A 17,632-nucleotide genomic window follows, 5' to 3' on the forward strand; every position below is an offset into this window, starting at 1 on the left:
ACGCCGCTAAGCGTGAGCGTGAAGGTTGTCTGTCAGTCTCTATACTGGCGTGGCTGACGGAATGGTTGCAGGATAAGATCAGCTCAAGGCGTCAATGTCGGCTTCAGACAGAGCGGCAGGAACAATCGTTAGCGGCAGCCTAAGCTGGCCGACGGTGTCGCTTTTGGTCAGGGCTGTAATCAGCGGGCCGGGGCCTTCTGACGTGGTGCCCGCTGCAAGAACCAGAATGGAAATCTGTTCTTCTTCATCAAGAAGGTTCAGCAATTCATCCTTAAGACGACCTTCGCGAATGAACAGAAGCGGCATTGATCCAGTCTGTTCATGGACATAGGCAGCCAGTTCATTGACCCGCGATTCTGCTTCTTCGCGGGCTTCTTCCTTCATCAGGTCGCCAACAGCCATCCAGTGCTGAAACTCTGCAGGCTCAATGACACTGAGCAGGGCAACGCGACCTCCGGTATGTTGCGCACGGCGACACGCATAGCGCAGGGCCTTTGTCATTTCATCACTGTTATCAACAACAACAAGAAATGTTCGGTTGGTCGAGGCGCGGAGTTCCTGATCGGCATCAAAGGACGTCATATGGGCTCTCTGAATTGTTCATTCTGCCGACCGAATGCCTTTGTTGACGGGGCAAGGCATCGCTCGGATAAGTGAAGTTTGCCGTAAATCAGGCTGTGTTTCCAAGCGGTTTTTACTGTCACAGCGAAAGTTTCATGCTTCGCAGGTGCGAGTAAATATATGCTGCACTTGCGTAGCAACTGCTTGCATGGGGACAGTTCTACAGCTAGATGGCGAGGATCAAAACTGACCCCAAACAGCTTAACGTTTGCGGAAGGCTACACTTGCGATCCAGCCTGCAACCACCGCGATGATAACGGCAATGATCCCGTAAAGGGCTGAATAGCGATGGGCAAATTCGTAAACTTCGGCACTTATACCGGTTTTTGACACCACAAGGGGCGTGGTTTTCACACTTGCGATACGACCATCACGGATCAGATAGACATTGATCGTATAAGTCCCGGTCGGTGTGTTGGCCGGGAAGTGAATGTCGGTCCGGAACAGCTGATTGGACAGGAAGCTGATCTTGGCCGGGCGTCGGTTGAACAGACCGGCATTTTGCATGTTGCGGACCAATGCCGCACGATAGACCTCCTGGTCGGTATCCGGATTGTCGCTTGTGGCAATAAAACGCTGATTTTCCAGTCCGATACGGTAATCCTGCAGAATGCTTTGCGGGGCAATGATATCCATCGGACGATTGGATGCACTGGCATAGTAGGCCGGGACATTCTTGTATCGTGCGCTTTCGGCATTCACCCAGATCCCGACTTTACGTTCCTTGCGGCGAACCACCATGTCCTGATCCGGACCACGCACCGTGACAATGACATCGCCTTCATGCTGAACTGCGCCGAACAGTAACACGTCGGTTCCCGTAAAGCCGGTCGTGATTGCCACCAGATGGTTGGATAAATCAACAACCAGTGGGTCGGCAGATGCACGCTTGATCGGGCTTTCTACTGCGACAAAGGTCAATACGGTCATGCAGAACGACATGAAAATCCGGACCGGAGACGTCATCACAGGTCCCCCGGCATGATCGAATAAAGCTCGCTTGGTTCGATCACCAGATCAAACAGAAGCTTGAGACACACCGAGAGCACCAATAGTCCCAAAAGGGCACGAAGATGTTCTGCCTTAAGCCGCGCGCCGAACTGGGCTCCAAACTGCGCTCCGATAACGCCACCAATCAGAAGCAGGATGGCAAGGGCAACATCGACCGTTTGGGTTTGAACCGACTGAAGGAAAGTCACGTTCGCCGTGACAAAGATGATCTGGAAAAGAGACGTTCCAATCACAACGCCGGTCGGCATGCCCAGCAGATAAATCATGGCAGGCACCATAACAAAACCGCCCCCAACCCCCATCAGGGCGGTCAGCATGCCAACAAAAAAGCCGACAGCCAGCGGCAACAAGGCGCTGATATAAAGACCAGAGCGGTAGAACCGCATTTTAAGCGGCAGACCATGGATAAAACTGTGCTGATGCTTTTTTGACCGGCGGATCGCACCTTTGCGACGGGTTCGGAAGATGGCACGTGTTGCTTCAAGCAACATCATCCCGCCAATGATGCCAAGGAAAATGACATAGCAAAGTGAAATGACGAGATCAATTTGCCCCAAGGACCGCAACCAGGCAAATACCCAAACGCCTACAGTCGAGCCGACAATACCCCCGGCCAGCAGGACCAGCCCCATTTTCAGATCGACATTGCCGCGACGCCAGTGCGCAAACACACCGGAAACCGATGATGCGACAATCTGGTTTGCAGCGGTTGCTACGGATACTGCCGGGGGGATGCCATAAAAAATCAAAAGCGGCGTAATCAGAAAGCCGCCGCCAACACCAAACAGGCCAGACAAAAAGCCTACACCGCCGCCCAGTCCCAAAATCAGAAAAATATTTACCGATATTTCGGCAATAGGGAGATAGATTTGCATCGTGGGCAGGCTAACAGCGTTTGATTGATTGTTATTATTCAGTCTAACATATTGTGTAAATGCAACAATCGCCAATTACCGCTATATCAGGCCGAATTCCGATTTTTTTATAAGGTCTTTCATGACGTCATCTTCAAGTGATAAATTTGATATCGTCCTCGATGCCAGAGGGTTGATCTGTCCCATGCCGGTCTTGCGTGCGAAGAAATCCCTGCGTGATGTTCAGAACGGCGGCATTCTGAAAGTTCTGGCGACGGATCCAGGATCGGTCGCCGATATGAAGTCATTTTGTGAAATGACCGGAAACCGCCTGATTGCCTCGCACCAGGAAGATGACGTCTTTATTTATTTCATAGAAAAGATCGCCTCCTGATCGCAACTATTGGCGCGATCAACGGATTTGTTCGGAAAGTGCATCTCAATGTCTGATACATCTAGTGATCTGGCGTGGGTCGTCTGCCAGTTCGACGCCATGACGGCTCATCAGGTCCACAGTCTTCTGCGGCTGCGCCAACAAATATTCATCATCGAACAGGAATGTATCTTCCCTGAAATTGACGGGCTTGACCCGGTTTGCACCCATCTTTTGGCCTTGGACGCCAAGAGCAACGGCAAGGATGTTCTGGCTGCGGCCCGGATTGTCGCGCCGGGCATCGACCCGGATCACACAGAGCAGGGAGACCGTCCTGCAATCGGACGCGTGGTCACCAGTGAACGTTTGCGCGGGCAAGGTGTCGGTCGTGAATTGATGGAACGTGCCATTTCGCTTTGTGATCAGCAATTTGTGTCAAAGCCGATCTATCTTAATGCGCAGCTTTACCTCAGGGAGTTTTACCAAAGCTTTGGTTTTATTCAGTTTGGTGATGAATACATTGAAGATGGCATTCCTCATATCTGCATGGAACGCCCGGCATAAAACCGGGCGTCACTGCATGATCAATTATGAGCAACGTGAAACCGGTATGTTTAACGCAGGCCCGTGGTTGCCATCCCGGTAAAGAATTCCAGCTGCCAGTTCATATCATCCTCGCCAAGCGGGTACTGGTTGCCTGCGCGCGGATTGAGGGTCTGGCTGGGCGGGACGTGGCCAAGTTTGACCTGAATTTTCACCGCCAGATCAGCTGGAAGTCCTGCTTTCCAGGCAAGTGACACAACACCCTTTGCCGAATGGGTATTCAGAACCTTGGTGACAGCCTCCGGGGGAATGCCGGCAAGAACAGCAAGGGCCGCACGGGCAAATTTCACATCATTTGACGCCAGTGCCTTGGCCACTTCCTTGTCGGTCAGCTTTTTCTTGGCATGCAGGGCAAGGGCGGTCTCAAAGGCAGATTCACCTTCCTCTTCTTCCTGCTTTCCGACTTCTGCCGCGCCGGCCTTTGGTTGAGCAGGTGTTGCCTTGTCCGCTTTTTGCTTTTTGACCTGAGGGGCGTTTTCCGCAGCTTCGTCCCGCTTTTCAAATTCTCCAGATGCAATGCGACGCTGAACAACTTCACGGACCGCATCGAGCTGGTCCTTTTTCAGATCCCTGCGACGTTCAAGAACACTGATCAGGTTCTCGGCAACAAAGCGCGCAAGTTTTCCAGCGGCTGTCGGTGGCAATTTCGGACGATCAACCAGTGGCTGGTGCCATTCCGGATAATCCGGCGCCCGGTCAATAAGCTGGTCAAGAGTTTCTTCGCGAATTTGCGCCGACTTGTTGCCAAGAAGATGGGAAATTGCATCCTTGTCGCTGCTTGCGGCAATGGCATCGGCAAGCTTTTCGCCAACATTCCGACGACGCGACACAAAGCTCAGCGCGCCACGGCCTGAACTTCCTTGGATGATTTCAAGAAGGTCTTCTTCGGTAAGGACAGGCGAATATTGCAGAACCGGTCCACAAACGACACTTTCGGTGTCGCGTGCCAGTTGCTGAATAATCGGTTGGGGGGCCTCGGCTATATCCTTAAGCGTTTCCGAAATCACCTGACGAACGTGAACCGCCTGATCGCGAGCCAGCTTGTCGAGCGCCTCATATGTCATCCGGCGCAGTTTATCGGTCTCGTTCGGCGTCAGTCCGGCAGACAGATGCGCGATCTTTTCGGCAAGGCTTCCGCGCACACCGTCATCAACGTCATCGGTCAGAAGAACGTCGGCCTGGACAGGTGTGGCTTCGTTGGCTGCAATATGACGACGAACCGATGAATCATTATCGGTCGCCAGGAAATAAAGGATTTCCGGTCGGGTATCATGACGCTGTGCCAGTTTGCCACGGATATTCGCGTCCGGGCTTGCTGCCATTTCCTTGGCTTCGTCATATGTGATCGGGGTTTCCCGGCGTTTGGTGAATACCCGCTGCAAAAATCCCTTCATCGGGCATTCCTCCTAATCTTCGATCTTTGCCGGGTCATCTGATCCGGGTGCGGCAGCGATGCCAAAACGACCTTTTCCACGTTTCTTGACCTGATACATGGTTTGATCTGCACGTTGCACAAGTTGTTGAAGACTTTCTTTTGAATCGGGTTCATGGACAGCGATGCCAACTGATATGCCCAGCGGATGTTCCTTGTCACCGGAATACTGGCGCAAGACCGCACTTTCGTTCATCAGAAGCCGTGCACGTCCGGATGCGGCGGCAATATCTGCGCCTTCAAGCCACAAAACGAACTCGTCACCGCCCAGTCTGGCAATCAAGTCAGCTGGTCGGACATTTTCCTGAAGAACACGGGTAAGGGCAAGAATAGCTTCGTCCCCGGCCTGATGGCCGTGAATATCATTGACCAGTTTGAAGTTGTCCATATCGACATACATCAGGGCCGCCGGGGCACTTTCACGCTGTAGACGGCTGTGACGGCGTTTGAGTTCTTCAAAGAAGGCGCGGCGGTTAAGCAATCCGGTCATGCCATCGGTTCGTGACAGGGTCAGAATACGTTCATGCTGGATTGCCTGTTCGATAGCAATGCCGACCTGATCTGAAACCTCGGTCATGATGGCGCGTTCACCATCGGTCGGCTCGGGATGATCGGCCGAGAACATGAAGATGACGGCACCATTGTTGCGCTGATGGTAATGACAGCGCAACGCATAGATACGAAAATCACCAACATGGGCATCAAAGGTTTCGCCAGCACCCAGCAACTGGTTCAGAGCCTGCTGGGCGATATCATTGACGTCCTTGCTATCGTCGCCTGCGGCAACTTCCAGTTCACCGGTTTCGTCGTTGCGCTTGAAGATGATGCAGTTTGAGCAGGCAAGCGCACGTGTACTTGCCTCGGATGCGCCTTTGAGAACAAGAAGCGGATCAATCTCGTCTCGCATTGTTCGCACAATATAGGTCATCAGACGGTCACGATTTCGCGCAGTAGCAACTTCACTTTCGCGGCGTCTTTGTTCGGTGATGTCATGGGCAAGGCCGCGTGTGCCGGTCCATCGCCCATCGCGGGAATATACCGGTGTTGATGAGACAGAAAGACAGGCATCCTTGCCATTTGATCGCCGGAACCAGACCGGAACATCACGAACGGCTTTCTGACTGCGAAACACATGTTCGCTATCCTGATCGGCGGTATCGAGCAGGAAGTTCTTCGGGAACCGCCCGACAATGTCATCTGCCCGGTAGCCAAGCGCACCACGTGGCGAAACAAAGATGAACTTGCCGCTTTCATCGGTTTCCCAGGCAAAGGCAGAAGAAACCTCGACGATGTCGCGATAACGCTGACGGGAATCAATCAGCGCTTCACGCAGGTTGCGATCCATACTGACATCGCGCGGCAGGATCATGACCTGATTGTTGGTGGTCGGGAGGGCAGTGAGCTCAAGCGTGGCCGTGCCGCGCTGGACTTCGAAAGTCATCATTTCGACAACCCCGCCCGGTGTGGTCAGGGTGCGTCGGATCAGCTGATAAATCTCGGGGAAAAGGCCATCGCGAATACCCTTGGCAAAGCCAACAGCATTCTTGTTGGCGAACAGGGGCACGCCATGGGAATCCATCACGATAACCGGTGCTTCGGCCTGCGCCATGACTTTGGGGTCAAGAGTAAAAACGTCTGCATCATAGCTGGTCAGGTCGTCTGGCGTACCCAGATCATCTTCCCTGGAACCAACAGGATGGTGGGGCGTCATAGGTTTCCTCCTGTTGCGCTTGAGGCCGTTAAGCTGTCCTCTGTCGCGTCAACATGTACAATATCATTGGTCAATTTCTCGAAGGAATCATCACTGCCAAGGGTAACAGGCGGGCCGAGATGATATCCTTGCCCGTAATCAATTCCGAGATCGCGCACCATTTCATAGCTGGCCTGATCGTGGATCATTTCTGCAATGGTATGAATACCCAGATCATTGCAAAGAAGGGCTGTCGCCTTAAGGAATGCTCGGCCTTTGGGATTGGCAAGGGCGGTACGCATCGCACCGCCGTCAAACTTGATGATGTCGACATCAAGCGCGCTCAGATATTCGAAGTTCGCAGCACCGGCCCCGAAATCATCTAGGCAAATCTCATGACCACGTTCGCGCAGAACCTGCAATCCGTTATTCACTTCGGCCAAGGCGCGAATACGTGATGTTTCGGTGATTTCAAACAAAATGCGATCCGGCGCAATGTCATACTGATCAAGCAAATCTGCAATTGCAGGAAGAAAACCTGCCTGTTCAAGAGAGTGTCCAGAAAGGTTGACGGCGACCGGGTGCGGAATCTTGTTTGCATTGTCGCGCAGGTGATCAAGAACCTTGCCACACATTGCCAGATCAAACTCGGTGATCAGGCCTGTGCCTTCGGCAAAATGGATGATTTGATCCACAGCAAGCGGGCTGTTGCCAATTGTAAAGCGCGCCAGCGCCTCGAAATGGTGCATTTCCTGGCTGCGCAAATGGACAATCGGCTGCAAGGCAACGGCAAAGGAACCATTTTCGACAATTTCGCGGAATGCACGGACCGATTTCAGAGTCTCGTTGATCAGGTGTGGCAGGCTTGCCGACAGGCGTGCTGCTGTAACCTCATTCTGGGCTTTGCGCTGCATCCTGTTCAGAGCATAGGCGACGGCACGCGTCAGGTTGGTGTCGCGGTCATTTTTATCTTTGTTGATATCAAAATGATGGATGTTACGGGCACTGTCATAATCACGACCAAATGGATCGCGGATATCCGTTTGCGCTGATTTCTTGTCAATCGTTCCGGAACTGTTGGTCAGTGATGCGAGGCCGTCATTGCCGGGGGACAAGGACTCGGATCGAATTTCATCTGCTATCGGTGTTTCGAGATCGGCGCGCAGTGCGCTGGCATAGGCAACGATGCGGCGTTCGAGCTCGATCATTGGTTCATCGACCGGATGAATCTGTGCTGATCGTCCCGATGACATGATTTCTGACGCGCTTAACGACGAGAGTCGCTTTGCGCCGATGCCGATCAGGCGTGCCAGCTCGCTGGTTGCAGCTGTTTCTGCCTGCGAACGGGATGCCGCAAGGTTTTCAAGTACAACCAGTGCTTCGCTATGGTAGCAGGTAGCTTCCTTGGTGTTGAGCAACTGGGTTTGCCGTGTTTCGGCATTCTGGTTCTGACGAATGACCGCGTTTTGCAAGATGATCCTGTCAATGCCGGATCGCGCGCGCGGGCGAATGGCCCGGTGACGTGCTGCGATGTAATAACGCAGTGATGGATCGGCAATCACATAGCCGCTAAGCGACAAGGGGACCGCTTCCTTGACAGGCTGGTCATCTGACTCGCAAAGCTGAAAATCGAGATCGAGTTCTTCAAGCCGTTTCAAACCATTACTGGTATGCAGATAGGCCCTTAGCAACGGGCGTTCCGATTTAACGACAATCTTTTCAAGAGCTTCGCCGATCAAGCGATCCGGCGTGCAGCCCAAAAGGCTTTCGGTTGCACCGGCCACAAACAGGATATAGCCGTTTTCATCGACCTCCAGCAACATGTCTGCCCAGCAGAATGCCATGGCGGCCAAAAGGTCTTGGTCATTTGTTTCCGCAGAGTAGCCAGTGCTTTCTGTCATTTGAGAACCGTCATCCAAAGCCGCCTGATCTTTATATATCGTAGTGTTCACTACGGTTGTTAGATGACAATCTTACAAAGGATATGAATGATTTGCACTTGATAAGCCAAAAAACGTAGCTGTTTCTGCGCAAATTCAGAAATTCCTGATAAATCGACCTTTCTGGCAATGTGTCTGTCCGCTGGGTTGTCGTGATGCGGGCAAAAACATCCAATCGATTATGCCGCGTCGGTGTCTTTTTTGCGGATGTTGTGGCTTTTGCGCGAAGCGTGTTTCTGTTCATACATTGCATCATCTGCAATGCGGATCAGTTCCGAGATATCGCTTTTTGCGTCATAGACCGTATGGCCAAAACTTGCCTTGATCGGTAATGCTTTGCCCTGCCATATCAGCGGAAAACGTGCGGTTGCCTGTTGAAGCTGGGTGATGCGTTTTTGTGCGGCATCTGGGCTGCTGCCAGTCATCAGAATGGCAAATTCGTCACCGCCAAAGCGTGCAACATAGTCATCAGATCTGGTGTGGGTGCGCAGGTTCTGACCGAAATGCCGCAGCACCGCATCACCCGCAGCATGACCGTGTTCGTCGTTGATTTCCTTGAAACCGTCCAGATCGGCAATAACCATCAGGCCGCGTTCGCCTGTGCGTGCCGCGCGTGCCAGTGCCTCGCGCGTGCGCCGCATGAAACCGCGACGGTTATAAAGGCCTGTAAGCTCGTCACTCTCGACCATCAGTTCTAGCTGACGAATGCGATTTTGTTGCTGATCAAGGCGGTTTTGCATGTCACGGGCAAGATCGACCAGTGTCGACAGGGCGTTGCTCTGCTCGGTTTGTTCCGAGGCGCGATTATTGATTGCCGTTTGCTGCTGAAAATCAGCGGCAAGTTCCATGAGCAATTCTATCTGCGACTTTTCCATGGGCTGTCTTGTAATCAATGACAATGAAAGGTGGAACCCTTAAAAGGTAGCTATCGTTGTATCGTTGATGGCGTTACAAGAACCTTAACGCGACACGAAAGAGTTTGTGTTCAAAGAGAATCGTTCACGCACAGGAGAACGACCGATGAAAAACCGGTTGATGGTTGGGTTTGCAAGGAAAGTCGCAGTGTTTGGCGTTGCTGTTGCGCTGTCTGCCTGTTCCGTTCTGGAGAAAGAAAACTTCACCGTTGCTGGTGAAATTACCGATCAGGGCAGGGAATGCGTAACCTTCCGTGCCGAAGATGGAACGCTTTATGCGCTGGCCAACAAGGCAAGCCGATTCCGTCCGGGGGATAAGGTTCGTGTGACCGGGCATAATGCCCTTATGACGACCTGTACCGAAGCAACGACTCTGATCGTCGAAAAGATCGTGTTGCTGTCGCCGGGAAACTGATCACGCGACCACGTCCTAGCGATGTGTAGCAAAACAATCAGTGCCGTCAGCTTTAAGCTGGCGGCATTGTTGTTTCGCACCTTCATAACTGGCAAAGCCGGTAAGTTGAAGGCGATGATAAATGCCCTTGGTGCCAAGATCGGCCGTCACAATCTGTTTGGTATGTGCTCTGGAAAGGTCGGGATACCTTACGAGGAAGCTCGCCCAATAGCTTTCGGCTGAAATGGTATCGTGAAATGCACCAAGCTGGATCAGGTAAATCCCGCTTGTGTCGTTCCCAGCAATATTTGGTGAACGGGACGCCGTTTCGGTCCTGATTGCAACCATCGGGGCTTGCTTTTCCGTTGCGCCGGTCGGGGCCGGTGCGGATGTGCCGGTTTGGGTTGTTTGGGTCGAAATCACCTTGGTCCTGTTGACGGTTGCAGCTGGTGTTGTCCGATTTTGACGCGCCTGTGCGGTTCCGGTTAGGGTCTGGTAGTACTGGTTTGCCAATGACGGTATTTCTGCGTCGTCTTCAATACTGTTATCAACGGGAATGGTGCCGGGCAGCAAACTTAAGGGCCGGTTTCGGTTCACCGGTTCAGAAGCATGTGCGGGCAAATCCGTCGGGATCATGTCGACACCGGTCGGCATGGTCGGGTTTCCCGGTGTCTGTGCGATTGCCAAAGGCGTTGACGCAGTAGAAATCGCCCCGAAAGCCAGAAAGCCGACCAAAAGCAAAAGACCACCCCGGTTCCAGGATGCACAAACTCCATGCAACGCAGGTGCTGCATGTTGATTGCGATCACAGGGTGGTCTTGCCATTGTTACATCTCCGCGCGCGGTGGATAGGCATAGCGGTCGCGCAATATGAGATCATTTTTGCGCAGCCGTTCCATGGCCTTGCCATAGACACTGTCCGTCGGATATTGGCCGTCTGTGCGGTCACCCGACGGCATGCCTGCCAAAAGTTCAATTGCGTCATTGATATGTTCAATGGTCCAGATATTGAACTTGCCCTGACGGATCGCCTGAACGACTTCTTCACGCAGGACGACGTTTTCGGCATTGGCTTGTGGAATGATCACGCCCTGATCGCCGGTGAAACCCTGATCGGCGCAGATACGATAGAAACCTTCGATCTTGTGCGAAATTCCGCCAACCGGTTGCGCTTCGCCAAACTGGTTCATCGAACCGGTGATGCCGATATTCTGGCGCATTGGAACGTTTGAGATTGCCGATATGATCGCACAAAGCTCTGCCATCGAAGCAGAATCCCCTTCGATCCCGCCATAGTTCTGTTCGAAGGTGACGTTACAGGCAAACGATAGCGGGAATTCCTGAGCAAAGCGCGATTTCAGGAAACCTTCAATCGTCATGACAGATTTTTGTTGCAGCGGGCCGGACATATCGACCATGCGTTCGATATTCAAAACACCCAGACTCCCGACATATGACCGCGCCGAAACACGGGCCGGAAGGCCAAAGGCGTGGTCGCCGTAGTCAAGCACGGTCAGGGCGTTGACCTGACCAACAACAGCGCCATAGCTGTCGATCAGGATTTCACGGCGTTGAACGCGTTCGTGTGATCTGTCTTCCAGGCGGGAATTGCGGTGACGTCGTTCTTCGATGGCACGTCTGACATCGGCAGCCCGGATGCTTTCACGGCCATCGGATTTGGCAAGGGCACCGGCCTCAATCCCGACATCTTCAACCCGCTCTATCTGGGCGGTCAGTTTGTCGCGTTCACCGGCCCAACGAGCGGCCTGTCCCAAAAGCTGGCGGATGGCACCGTTGTCGACCGGAATACCCGACCGAGCGAGTGCGGACTCCCGCAGAAGCCCGGTATAGATTGAAATATTGCGCCCGGCTGCGGGCATGTCGGCATCAATGTCGGCTTTCACGCGGAAATGGTTGCGGAAATCCACATCGAGCGAAAAGAAGGTATAGTAGAATTTCGGTGCACCAACGATTACGACCTTAAGATCAAGCGGAATCGGGCGCGGTTCAGGGGCGCCAGCGGTGGGTGGACCGCCCTTGTGCGTTTCTTCGATGCGGATTTCCCGGTCGCGCAGGGCCGCTTTGAGGAAGCCCCAGCATTCTTCATGTTCAAGCAGTGATTCAGCACGCAGAACCAGAACCCCGCCATTGGCACGGTGCAATGCGCCCGGCTTGATCAGGCTGAAATGCGGATGCATCCCGCCACCCATTGGGCGGTACTGAATTTGCCCGAAAAGATTGTCGTAACTCGGACTTGGTTCAAGAACAACATCAGGACATTTGTCACGGGAATGGTCGATCAGAAGATTAACCGCATAACGGTCATCGACGGTTTCCGGAATCTTGCCATCACCGCTTTCGATGGCGGGCTGGTCACTGGCTTCTTCGAACGCATCGATATTATCAAGGATGTCCTTTTCAAGCGCTTCGAACCATGCCTTCAGGCCGGGGCTTGTAAATTTGTCGCGCAGTTTCTTGATGCGCGGCTTCAGAACGACCTTTGCCGCACCCCGGCGCAAACTGTCGAGTGTATCTGCAATCTGTTCTTCAAGATCACGGGTCGAAAGCAGGGTTTTGCGGGCTTCTTCGGCGACTTCTTCAAAGGCATCTTCGGCCTCGTTGCGACGTTCCTTGGGGATTTCGTCAAGTGAAACCGGCTCGCCTTCTTCGTTCAGCGCGACAATCATCACGCCTTTTTCGTTTTCTTGAACATCCAGACCGCGTTCGCGGGCATATTCGCGAAGGGCGTCGAACTTTTCGCGCAACTGCGTGCGGGCTTCTTCGGTCTGTGTCTGGGTTTCGGTCAGATGGGCCGGAGCGTTAAAGGCCGAAACGAACGCTTCGCGTAAATGGGAAATCAGGGTTTCCATCGCCGATAGAAGCTTGCGACCTTCACCTGCGGGAAGGGCATAGGGGCGCGGACGGTTGGTGCGCGAAAAATTGTTCAGATAGACCCAGTCATCCGGGGCTGAACGTTCTTCCATTGCCTTGTTCAGATAATCAAGGGTCGCGGTCATGCGACCGGCACGATCCAGACCCAGAACAAAGATGTTAAAGCCTGGTTCGGACATGGATAAGCCGAATTTAAGGGCTTCTGCGGCACGATAATGCGATGAGAAATCAAAGATTTTCGGCTGTTGGTCTTTATGAGGGCTGCGAATACGGAAATGCGGGAAACCGCAATCTTCTGCGTCAAGGCGGGAAACTGGCATCTGCTGACTTTCTGCTGCCCAAGATAACAAATCATCGGGGGCTTTTGCGCCCCGCAACATATCTTGGAAGCAACGCAATCACGTGGTCAAGCGTTGCTTGCGGAAATAATTGAAATGCCGACAGGAAATCAGGGCGGGGGTGCTTTGGGCCAGAATGTTTGGCAGGGATGTTGGCGCGTGTTGCGCCGCGATCCCTGACCAATCAGCAGTCCTTACATGACAACGGCATTGCCGAAATCACTGCTTTTTAGCAATCGATCAACGATCTGGACCCCGCGCCGCAGACGTTCGGTGGAACGTTCCGCACCAAAACAGAGTCGCAATCCGCGCGGGACGTGACCGACAGAAAACTGTTGAGCTGCCGTCAAAAGAACGCCGCTATTTGCCGCATTCATAACAAGCTCGCCCGGATCGATATGGTCGGGCAGTTCAAGCCAGATATGGTAGTTGGTCGGATGGAAGCGGACGTCATATCCCTTGAGTGTTCCCAAAATGACAGCAAGGCGTTGTGCAGCTTCATCACGGTGCCATGCTTCGTACTGGCCAAGGCTGCCATCCATGATCATCCGTGTGACCAGTTCCAGATTGATGGTCGATACCATCCAGCAGGTCGACCGGATCGCACTGGCAAGTTTGCCGATCATTTCGCCAGGGGCATGGATATAGCCGACACGCAATCCGCCGCCGATGCTTTTGGAAACGCCATCAAGATAGATGCTGCGTTCCGGGGCGAAGCAGGAAAGTGGCGGTGGGGCATCGGGATCAAGGAAGTGATAGATGCCATCTTCAATCAGTGTCAGGTCATATTTGCGCAGGATTTCGGCAATCTCGATGCGGCGTTGCTGATCCATGGTGCTGCATAGCGGATTGTGCAGCGTCGGCATCAGATAGATCGCGCGCGGGCTTTGGGTGCGGCAGGCATTCTCCAATGCCTCGGGGATGATGCCCTGATCATCCATGGCAACGCCGCGCAGGCGGAATTGCAGCAAGTTGGCAAGGCTTCGCAAATTGGGATAGGTCAGTTCTTCACACAGGACCAGATCACCCGGTCGTACTGTTGCAAGAAGGGATACAGTCATCCCGTGCTGAACACCGGCCGTTGGAAGGACGCGCTCCGGATTGTCATCCAGTCCGACAAGACCGGCAGCATGTGCCAGCGCTTGGCGTTGATGGGGGACGCCATATTCGGATTTATATGACACCATGTCGTCAATCGGCATTGACCCCGCAATTTCAAGCAATGTCTGACGAATATGACCTTCCTGCGGGGGAAGGGGGCAATTCATGCGGAAATTGATCGGGCCGGTATCTTCGTTGTCGTCTTCAGCGCCATGCGCAAAAGGCGGCTTGCGACCCAACTGGGCCAGATTGTTGGTAAAGGCAAGCGGGATCGGCGCGGTTGCAGCCATATCCAGTTCGGACTGGATGTTATCAAGAACATAGGTCCCCCGTCCGACTTCACCTGCGACAAGTCCCAATCGTTCTGCTTCGCGATACGATCGTGTAATCGTACCGACTGTCACGCCCAGATGATAGGCGAGGTCACGGTGGGTTGGCAGTCGGTCCCCGGGCTTCAAAGAGCCGTCCTTAACCGCTGCGCGAATGGCCTGCGCGATCTGTCGATAAACAGGACCGCCGGCGTCAGAAAGGTTTGGAAGCCATATTGTCATGGTGACAATGTTTAAATTGACACAATGACAATGTCAATGACAAAACAATATCGAGACAATTAACCGATAGGAGATGGAAATGGTAAATTGTAACGATACAATCCAGCTTCCCGACATTCATGTCAGTGATCGCGCATTGATGAACGGCAAGCAGGGTGAAAAGCCTGCGACCTGGCGCGCGGCGATGATGGATGTTGTCATCTCTGCGGTGGAATATCTTGCACGTCTGCAGGCCCGGTCCCGCGACCGTCATGCAATCCAGTTGCTTGATGATCATATGTTAAAGGATGTCGGGCTTTCGCGTGCCGACATAGATGAAGAACTGTCAAAACCGTTCTGGACCAGGTTGCCACCACGCAGTTAGCCACTGCTGCGTGTGACGGAGGTGCGTGCTCCCATCGTGCCTCCGTCCGGTACATTGTACCGGTTTTGATTAATTGTCTTGATTTGTTAATTTCAGGGATACAATCAGAATGTTCTCCTTGACCGAATTGCGTGCGGCTGCCGATTTCGTGCATCAATATGTGGCACCGACACCTACAATTCACTGGCCGTTGCTGGATCGTGGTACGGGATTGTCCCTGTATGTCAAACATGAAAACCATACCCGACTTGGGGCATTCAAGATTCGGGGTGGTCTGACCTTTTGCCGTTATCTCGGCAGTCAGGCCCATAGCAATCGCGGTATCGTGTCGGCAACCCGGGGTAATCACGGACAAAGTCTTGCGCATGCCGCCAGCCGGTTTGGTATGGCAGCAACGATTGTCGTCCCGCACGGAAACTCGGTTGAGAAGAATGCTGCCATGCGGGCATGGGGTGCGGAAGTCATAGAACATGGAGATGATTTTCAGGCCGCGGCTGAATATGCGCAGTCCTATGCCACCCGAGAAGGCGTCGTGATGGTGCCGCCATTCCATGCCGAACTTGTGCGTGGTGTTGCATCCTACGGTCTTGAGTTGTTTGAAGATGTAAAGGGCATTGATCGGGTTTATGTGCCGGTCGGTATGGGGTCCGGCATCTGTTCATTGATTGCCGCGCGCGATGCGCTCGGGATTGATACCGAGATTGTCGGTGTGGTCGCGACCGGCGCGGATGCAGTGCGCCAGTCCTTTATGGCCGGGAAGGTTATTCAGACGTCAGAAGCAAAAACCTTTGCCGATGGTGTTGCCTGTCGCAGCCCGGATCCGAAAGTGATCGAAATTATTAAAAATGGGGCTTCTGATATTGTCGCAGTCGATGACGATCAGATCGCTGATGCCATGCGGCTCTATTTCAGTTGTTGCCATACCCTTGCCGAAGGTGCCGGTGCGCTACCGCTTGCTGCTGCAATTGCAGACCGCGACCGCAATATCGGCAAGAAGGTTGCCCTTATATTGACCGGGGCAAATATCGATCGGGCTGATTTCGCCCGCATCCTTTCAGGAGAGAAAAGATGAACCGCATTTCAAATCGTGCAGCTGTCAGCCCCACTGCGGATGCACGTCATCTCATGTTTGATGACCTTGAAAAGCTTGGCCGCATCCTTGTGGAAACAGGGGATGTCGCCCATGGCTTCATTCAGGGGGCGGATGACATGGATGTTACCTGCCGCGATTTCTCTGCTTTTGACCCCTCGCGCCCCTTATCAGGGCAGGGAAGCGGCACGCTTGATGCGTTGCGGGCAGCCAAGGAAGAAATTCTGCCGCTGCTCGCCGCATCAATCGGACCCCGGTATCTTGGCTTTGTGACGGGAGGCACGACGCCGGCTGCCCTTGCCGGTGACTGGCTGGCTTCAGCGATTGATCAGAATGCAACCGGTCCCGAAGGATCGGTTAATGCTGCTGTCGAAGAGCAAGTCATTAGCTGGCTTTGCGACATGGGCGGATTGCCGCATGACCGCTTTGATGGTGTTTTGACGACCGGCGCAACTGTTTCAAATCTGCTTGGGCTGGTTGCTGCACGTCAATGGTGTGGTGAACGGATCGGCGTCAATATTGATGCTGATGGCGCATCTGTCTTGCCTGACCTGGCGATCTTTGCAGCAAGTCCCCATGCCAGCATGATCAAGGATATGTCGATCACCGGGATTGGTCGCAACAGCTTTGTCAAGGTCGCTACACTTCCGGGCTCGGAAGAAACTGATATCGTCGATCTGAAGGCAAAGCTTGATGCCAGCGATGCGCGTGGCAAGATTGTGATTGCATCGTCAGGGACGGTGAATGCGACCGATTTCGATAATCTCAACGCCATTGCTGATTTGTGTGCCGCTTATGGCGCCTGGTTGCATGTTGATGCAGCATTTGGCCTTTTTGCTGCCCTTGATGATCGCAGGGCGCATTTTCTGGCTGGGATTGAACGGGCGGACTCAGTCACCTCGGACGGTCACAAATGGTTAAATGTGCCATATGATTGCGGGATTTTCCTGACCCGGCATGTCTCTGTTCTGGAAACGTGTTGTCGGGCGTTCGCGCCATATCTTGACACCAAGGCGGATGGCAATAGCTATATCAATCGCGGGGTGGAAAATTCACGTCGTTTTCGGGCCTTGCCGCTGTGGATGGCGATCAAAGCCTATGGTCGCGATGGCATGGCGGGCATTGTACGTGCTAACTGTGATCAGGCAGCAGGCTTGGCTGCGTGGGTGCGCACCCACGAAAAGCTGGAACTGCTGCGCGAGCCAAAGCTTAACGTTACGATGTTCAGAGCCCTTGGTACTGACGACGATAATCGTGCCTTGCTGGATCGCATTAACGCGACGGGGAAGGTGTTCCTCACGCCAACGGTGTATGGCGGGCATTTTGGATTCCGCGCGGCATTTTCCAACTGGCGTACGCAGGACCATGATCTGGTGATTATCAAGGACGCGATTGAGATGGCTCTGTAAAACGATTTTCAACAGGGTGCGATCCAGCCTTCAAGAATCAAAGAATTCCTATTCA

Annotated in this window: 16 protein-coding genes; 6 read left to right on the forward strand and 10 right to left on the reverse strand. The window is 53.4% G+C overall.

What is annotated here, in order from left to right; genetic code table 11:
• Nucleotides 1-78 precede the first annotated feature (78 nt).
• The 3 genes from ACTU44_RS11355 to ACTU44_RS11365 all read right to left on the reverse strand — a co-directional run bounded on the left by ACTU44_RS11355 (nucleotide 79) and on the right by ACTU44_RS11365 (nucleotide 2,507).
• Nucleotides 79-582, reverse strand: coding sequence for a universal stress protein (locus tag ACTU44_RS11355; RefSeq protein WP_114097638.1), 504 nt, complete (start codon nucleotides 580-582; stop codon nucleotides 79-81).
• 240 nt (nucleotides 583-822) lie between these two features.
• The gene (locus ACTU44_RS11360) at nucleotides 823-1,587 is read right to left on the reverse strand and encodes a TIGR02186 family protein (protein WP_336080715.1); all 765 of its coding nucleotides are present in this window, start codon (nucleotides 1,585-1,587) and stop codon (nucleotides 823-825) included.
• Nucleotides 1,587-2,507, reverse strand: coding sequence for a sulfite exporter TauE/SafE family protein (locus ACTU44_RS11365; protein WP_114097639.1), 921 nt, complete (start codon nucleotides 2,505-2,507; stop codon nucleotides 1,587-1,589). The genes ACTU44_RS11360 and ACTU44_RS11365 overlap by 1 nt, the downstream gene beginning before the upstream one ends.
• 121 nt (nucleotides 2,508-2,628) lie before the next feature.
• On the opposite strand from ACTU44_RS11365, the gene ACTU44_RS11370 reads away from it, so the two are divergent.
• Entirely contained in the window at nucleotides 2,629-2,880 is a 252-nt protein-coding gene (locus ACTU44_RS11370) for a sulfurtransferase TusA family protein (RefSeq protein WP_114097640.1), read from the forward strand.
• Nucleotides 2,881-2,928: 48 nt separating this feature from the next.
• Entirely contained in the window at nucleotides 2,929-3,423 is a 495-nt protein-coding gene (locus tag ACTU44_RS11375) for a GNAT family N-acetyltransferase (protein WP_462095430.1), read from the forward strand.
• Between the two features lie 50 nt (nucleotides 3,424-3,473).
• On the opposite strand, the gene ACTU44_RS11380 is transcribed toward ACTU44_RS11375, so the two are convergent.
• The 4 genes from ACTU44_RS11380 to ACTU44_RS11395 all read right to left on the reverse strand — a co-directional run bounded on the left by ACTU44_RS11380 (nucleotide 3,474) and on the right by ACTU44_RS11395 (nucleotide 9,399).
• A complete protein-coding gene (locus ACTU44_RS11380; RefSeq protein ID WP_336080717.1) occupies nucleotides 3,474-4,856 on the reverse strand; it encodes a DUF2336 domain-containing protein in 1,383 nt (460 codons plus the stop codon).
• A 12-nt stretch (nucleotides 4,857-4,868) separates the two neighbouring features.
• A complete protein-coding gene (locus tag ACTU44_RS11385) occupies nucleotides 4,869-6,605 on the reverse strand; it encodes a sensor domain-containing diguanylate cyclase (RefSeq protein WP_462095431.1) in 1,737 nt (578 codons plus the stop codon).
• On the reverse strand, nucleotides 6,602-8,485 hold the full coding sequence (locus ACTU44_RS11390; RefSeq protein ID WP_336080719.1) for an EAL domain-containing protein: 1,884 nt from the start codon (nucleotides 8,483-8,485) through the stop codon (nucleotides 6,602-6,604). Before ACTU44_RS11390 ends, ACTU44_RS11385 begins: the two co-directional genes overlap by 4 nt.
• 218 nt (nucleotides 8,486-8,703) lie before the next feature.
• Nucleotides 8,704-9,399, reverse strand: coding sequence for a GGDEF domain-containing protein (locus tag ACTU44_RS11395; RefSeq protein ID WP_114097645.1), 696 nt, complete (start codon nucleotides 9,397-9,399; stop codon nucleotides 8,704-8,706).
• Nucleotides 9,400-9,544: 145 nt separating this feature from the next.
• Here ACTU44_RS11395 and ACTU44_RS11400 point away from each other — a divergent pair, with 145 nt between their 5' ends.
• Complete coding sequence (locus ACTU44_RS11400) at nucleotides 9,545-9,853, forward strand: DUF5818 domain-containing protein (RefSeq protein WP_114097646.1); 309 nt, start codon at nucleotides 9,545-9,547, stop codon at nucleotides 9,851-9,853.
• Nucleotides 9,854-9,868: 15 nt separating this feature from the next.
• On the opposite strand, the gene ACTU44_RS11405 is transcribed toward ACTU44_RS11400, so the two are convergent.
• The 3 genes from ACTU44_RS11405 to ACTU44_RS11415 all read right to left on the reverse strand — a co-directional run bounded on the left by ACTU44_RS11405 (nucleotide 9,869) and on the right by ACTU44_RS11415 (nucleotide 14,714).
• Nucleotides 9,869-10,657: an SPOR domain-containing protein gene (locus ACTU44_RS11405; protein WP_462095432.1), complete on the reverse strand. Its 789-nt coding sequence runs from the start codon at nucleotides 10,655-10,657 to the stop codon at nucleotides 9,869-9,871.
• 2 nt (nucleotides 10,658-10,659) lie between these two features.
• Entirely contained in the window at nucleotides 10,660-13,044 is a 2,385-nt protein-coding gene (locus ACTU44_RS11410; RefSeq protein ID WP_114097779.1) for a Lon protease family protein, read from the reverse strand.
• A 212-nt stretch (nucleotides 13,045-13,256) separates the two neighbouring features.
• Nucleotides 13,257-14,714: an aminotransferase-like domain-containing protein gene (locus ACTU44_RS11415; RefSeq protein ID WP_114097648.1), complete on the reverse strand. Its 1,458-nt coding sequence runs from the start codon at nucleotides 14,712-14,714 to the stop codon at nucleotides 13,257-13,259.
• A 79-nt stretch (nucleotides 14,715-14,793) separates the two neighbouring features.
• On the opposite strand from ACTU44_RS11415, the gene ACTU44_RS11420 reads away from it, so the two are divergent.
• From ACTU44_RS11420 to ACTU44_RS11430, 3 genes are all read left to right on the forward strand, one after another.
• Nucleotides 14,794-15,078, forward strand: a complete 285-nt coding sequence (locus ACTU44_RS11420) for a DUF1127 domain-containing protein (protein ID WP_114097780.1) — start codon at nucleotides 14,794-14,796, stop codon at nucleotides 15,076-15,078.
• Between the two features lie 109 nt (nucleotides 15,079-15,187).
• Nucleotides 15,188-16,150 (forward strand): threonine dehydratase, encoded by a 963-nt coding sequence (locus ACTU44_RS11425; protein ID WP_462095433.1) that lies wholly within the window; start codon nucleotides 15,188-15,190, stop codon nucleotides 16,148-16,150.
• Nucleotides 16,147-17,577: a pyridoxal phosphate-dependent decarboxylase family protein gene (locus ACTU44_RS11430; protein WP_462095434.1), complete on the forward strand. Its 1,431-nt coding sequence runs from the start codon at nucleotides 16,147-16,149 to the stop codon at nucleotides 17,575-17,577. Before ACTU44_RS11425 ends, ACTU44_RS11430 begins: the two co-directional genes overlap by 4 nt.
• Nucleotides 17,578-17,632 lie beyond the last annotated feature (55 nt).

The sequence above is a fragment of the Thalassospira sp. SM2505 genome, assembly GCF_054901115.1.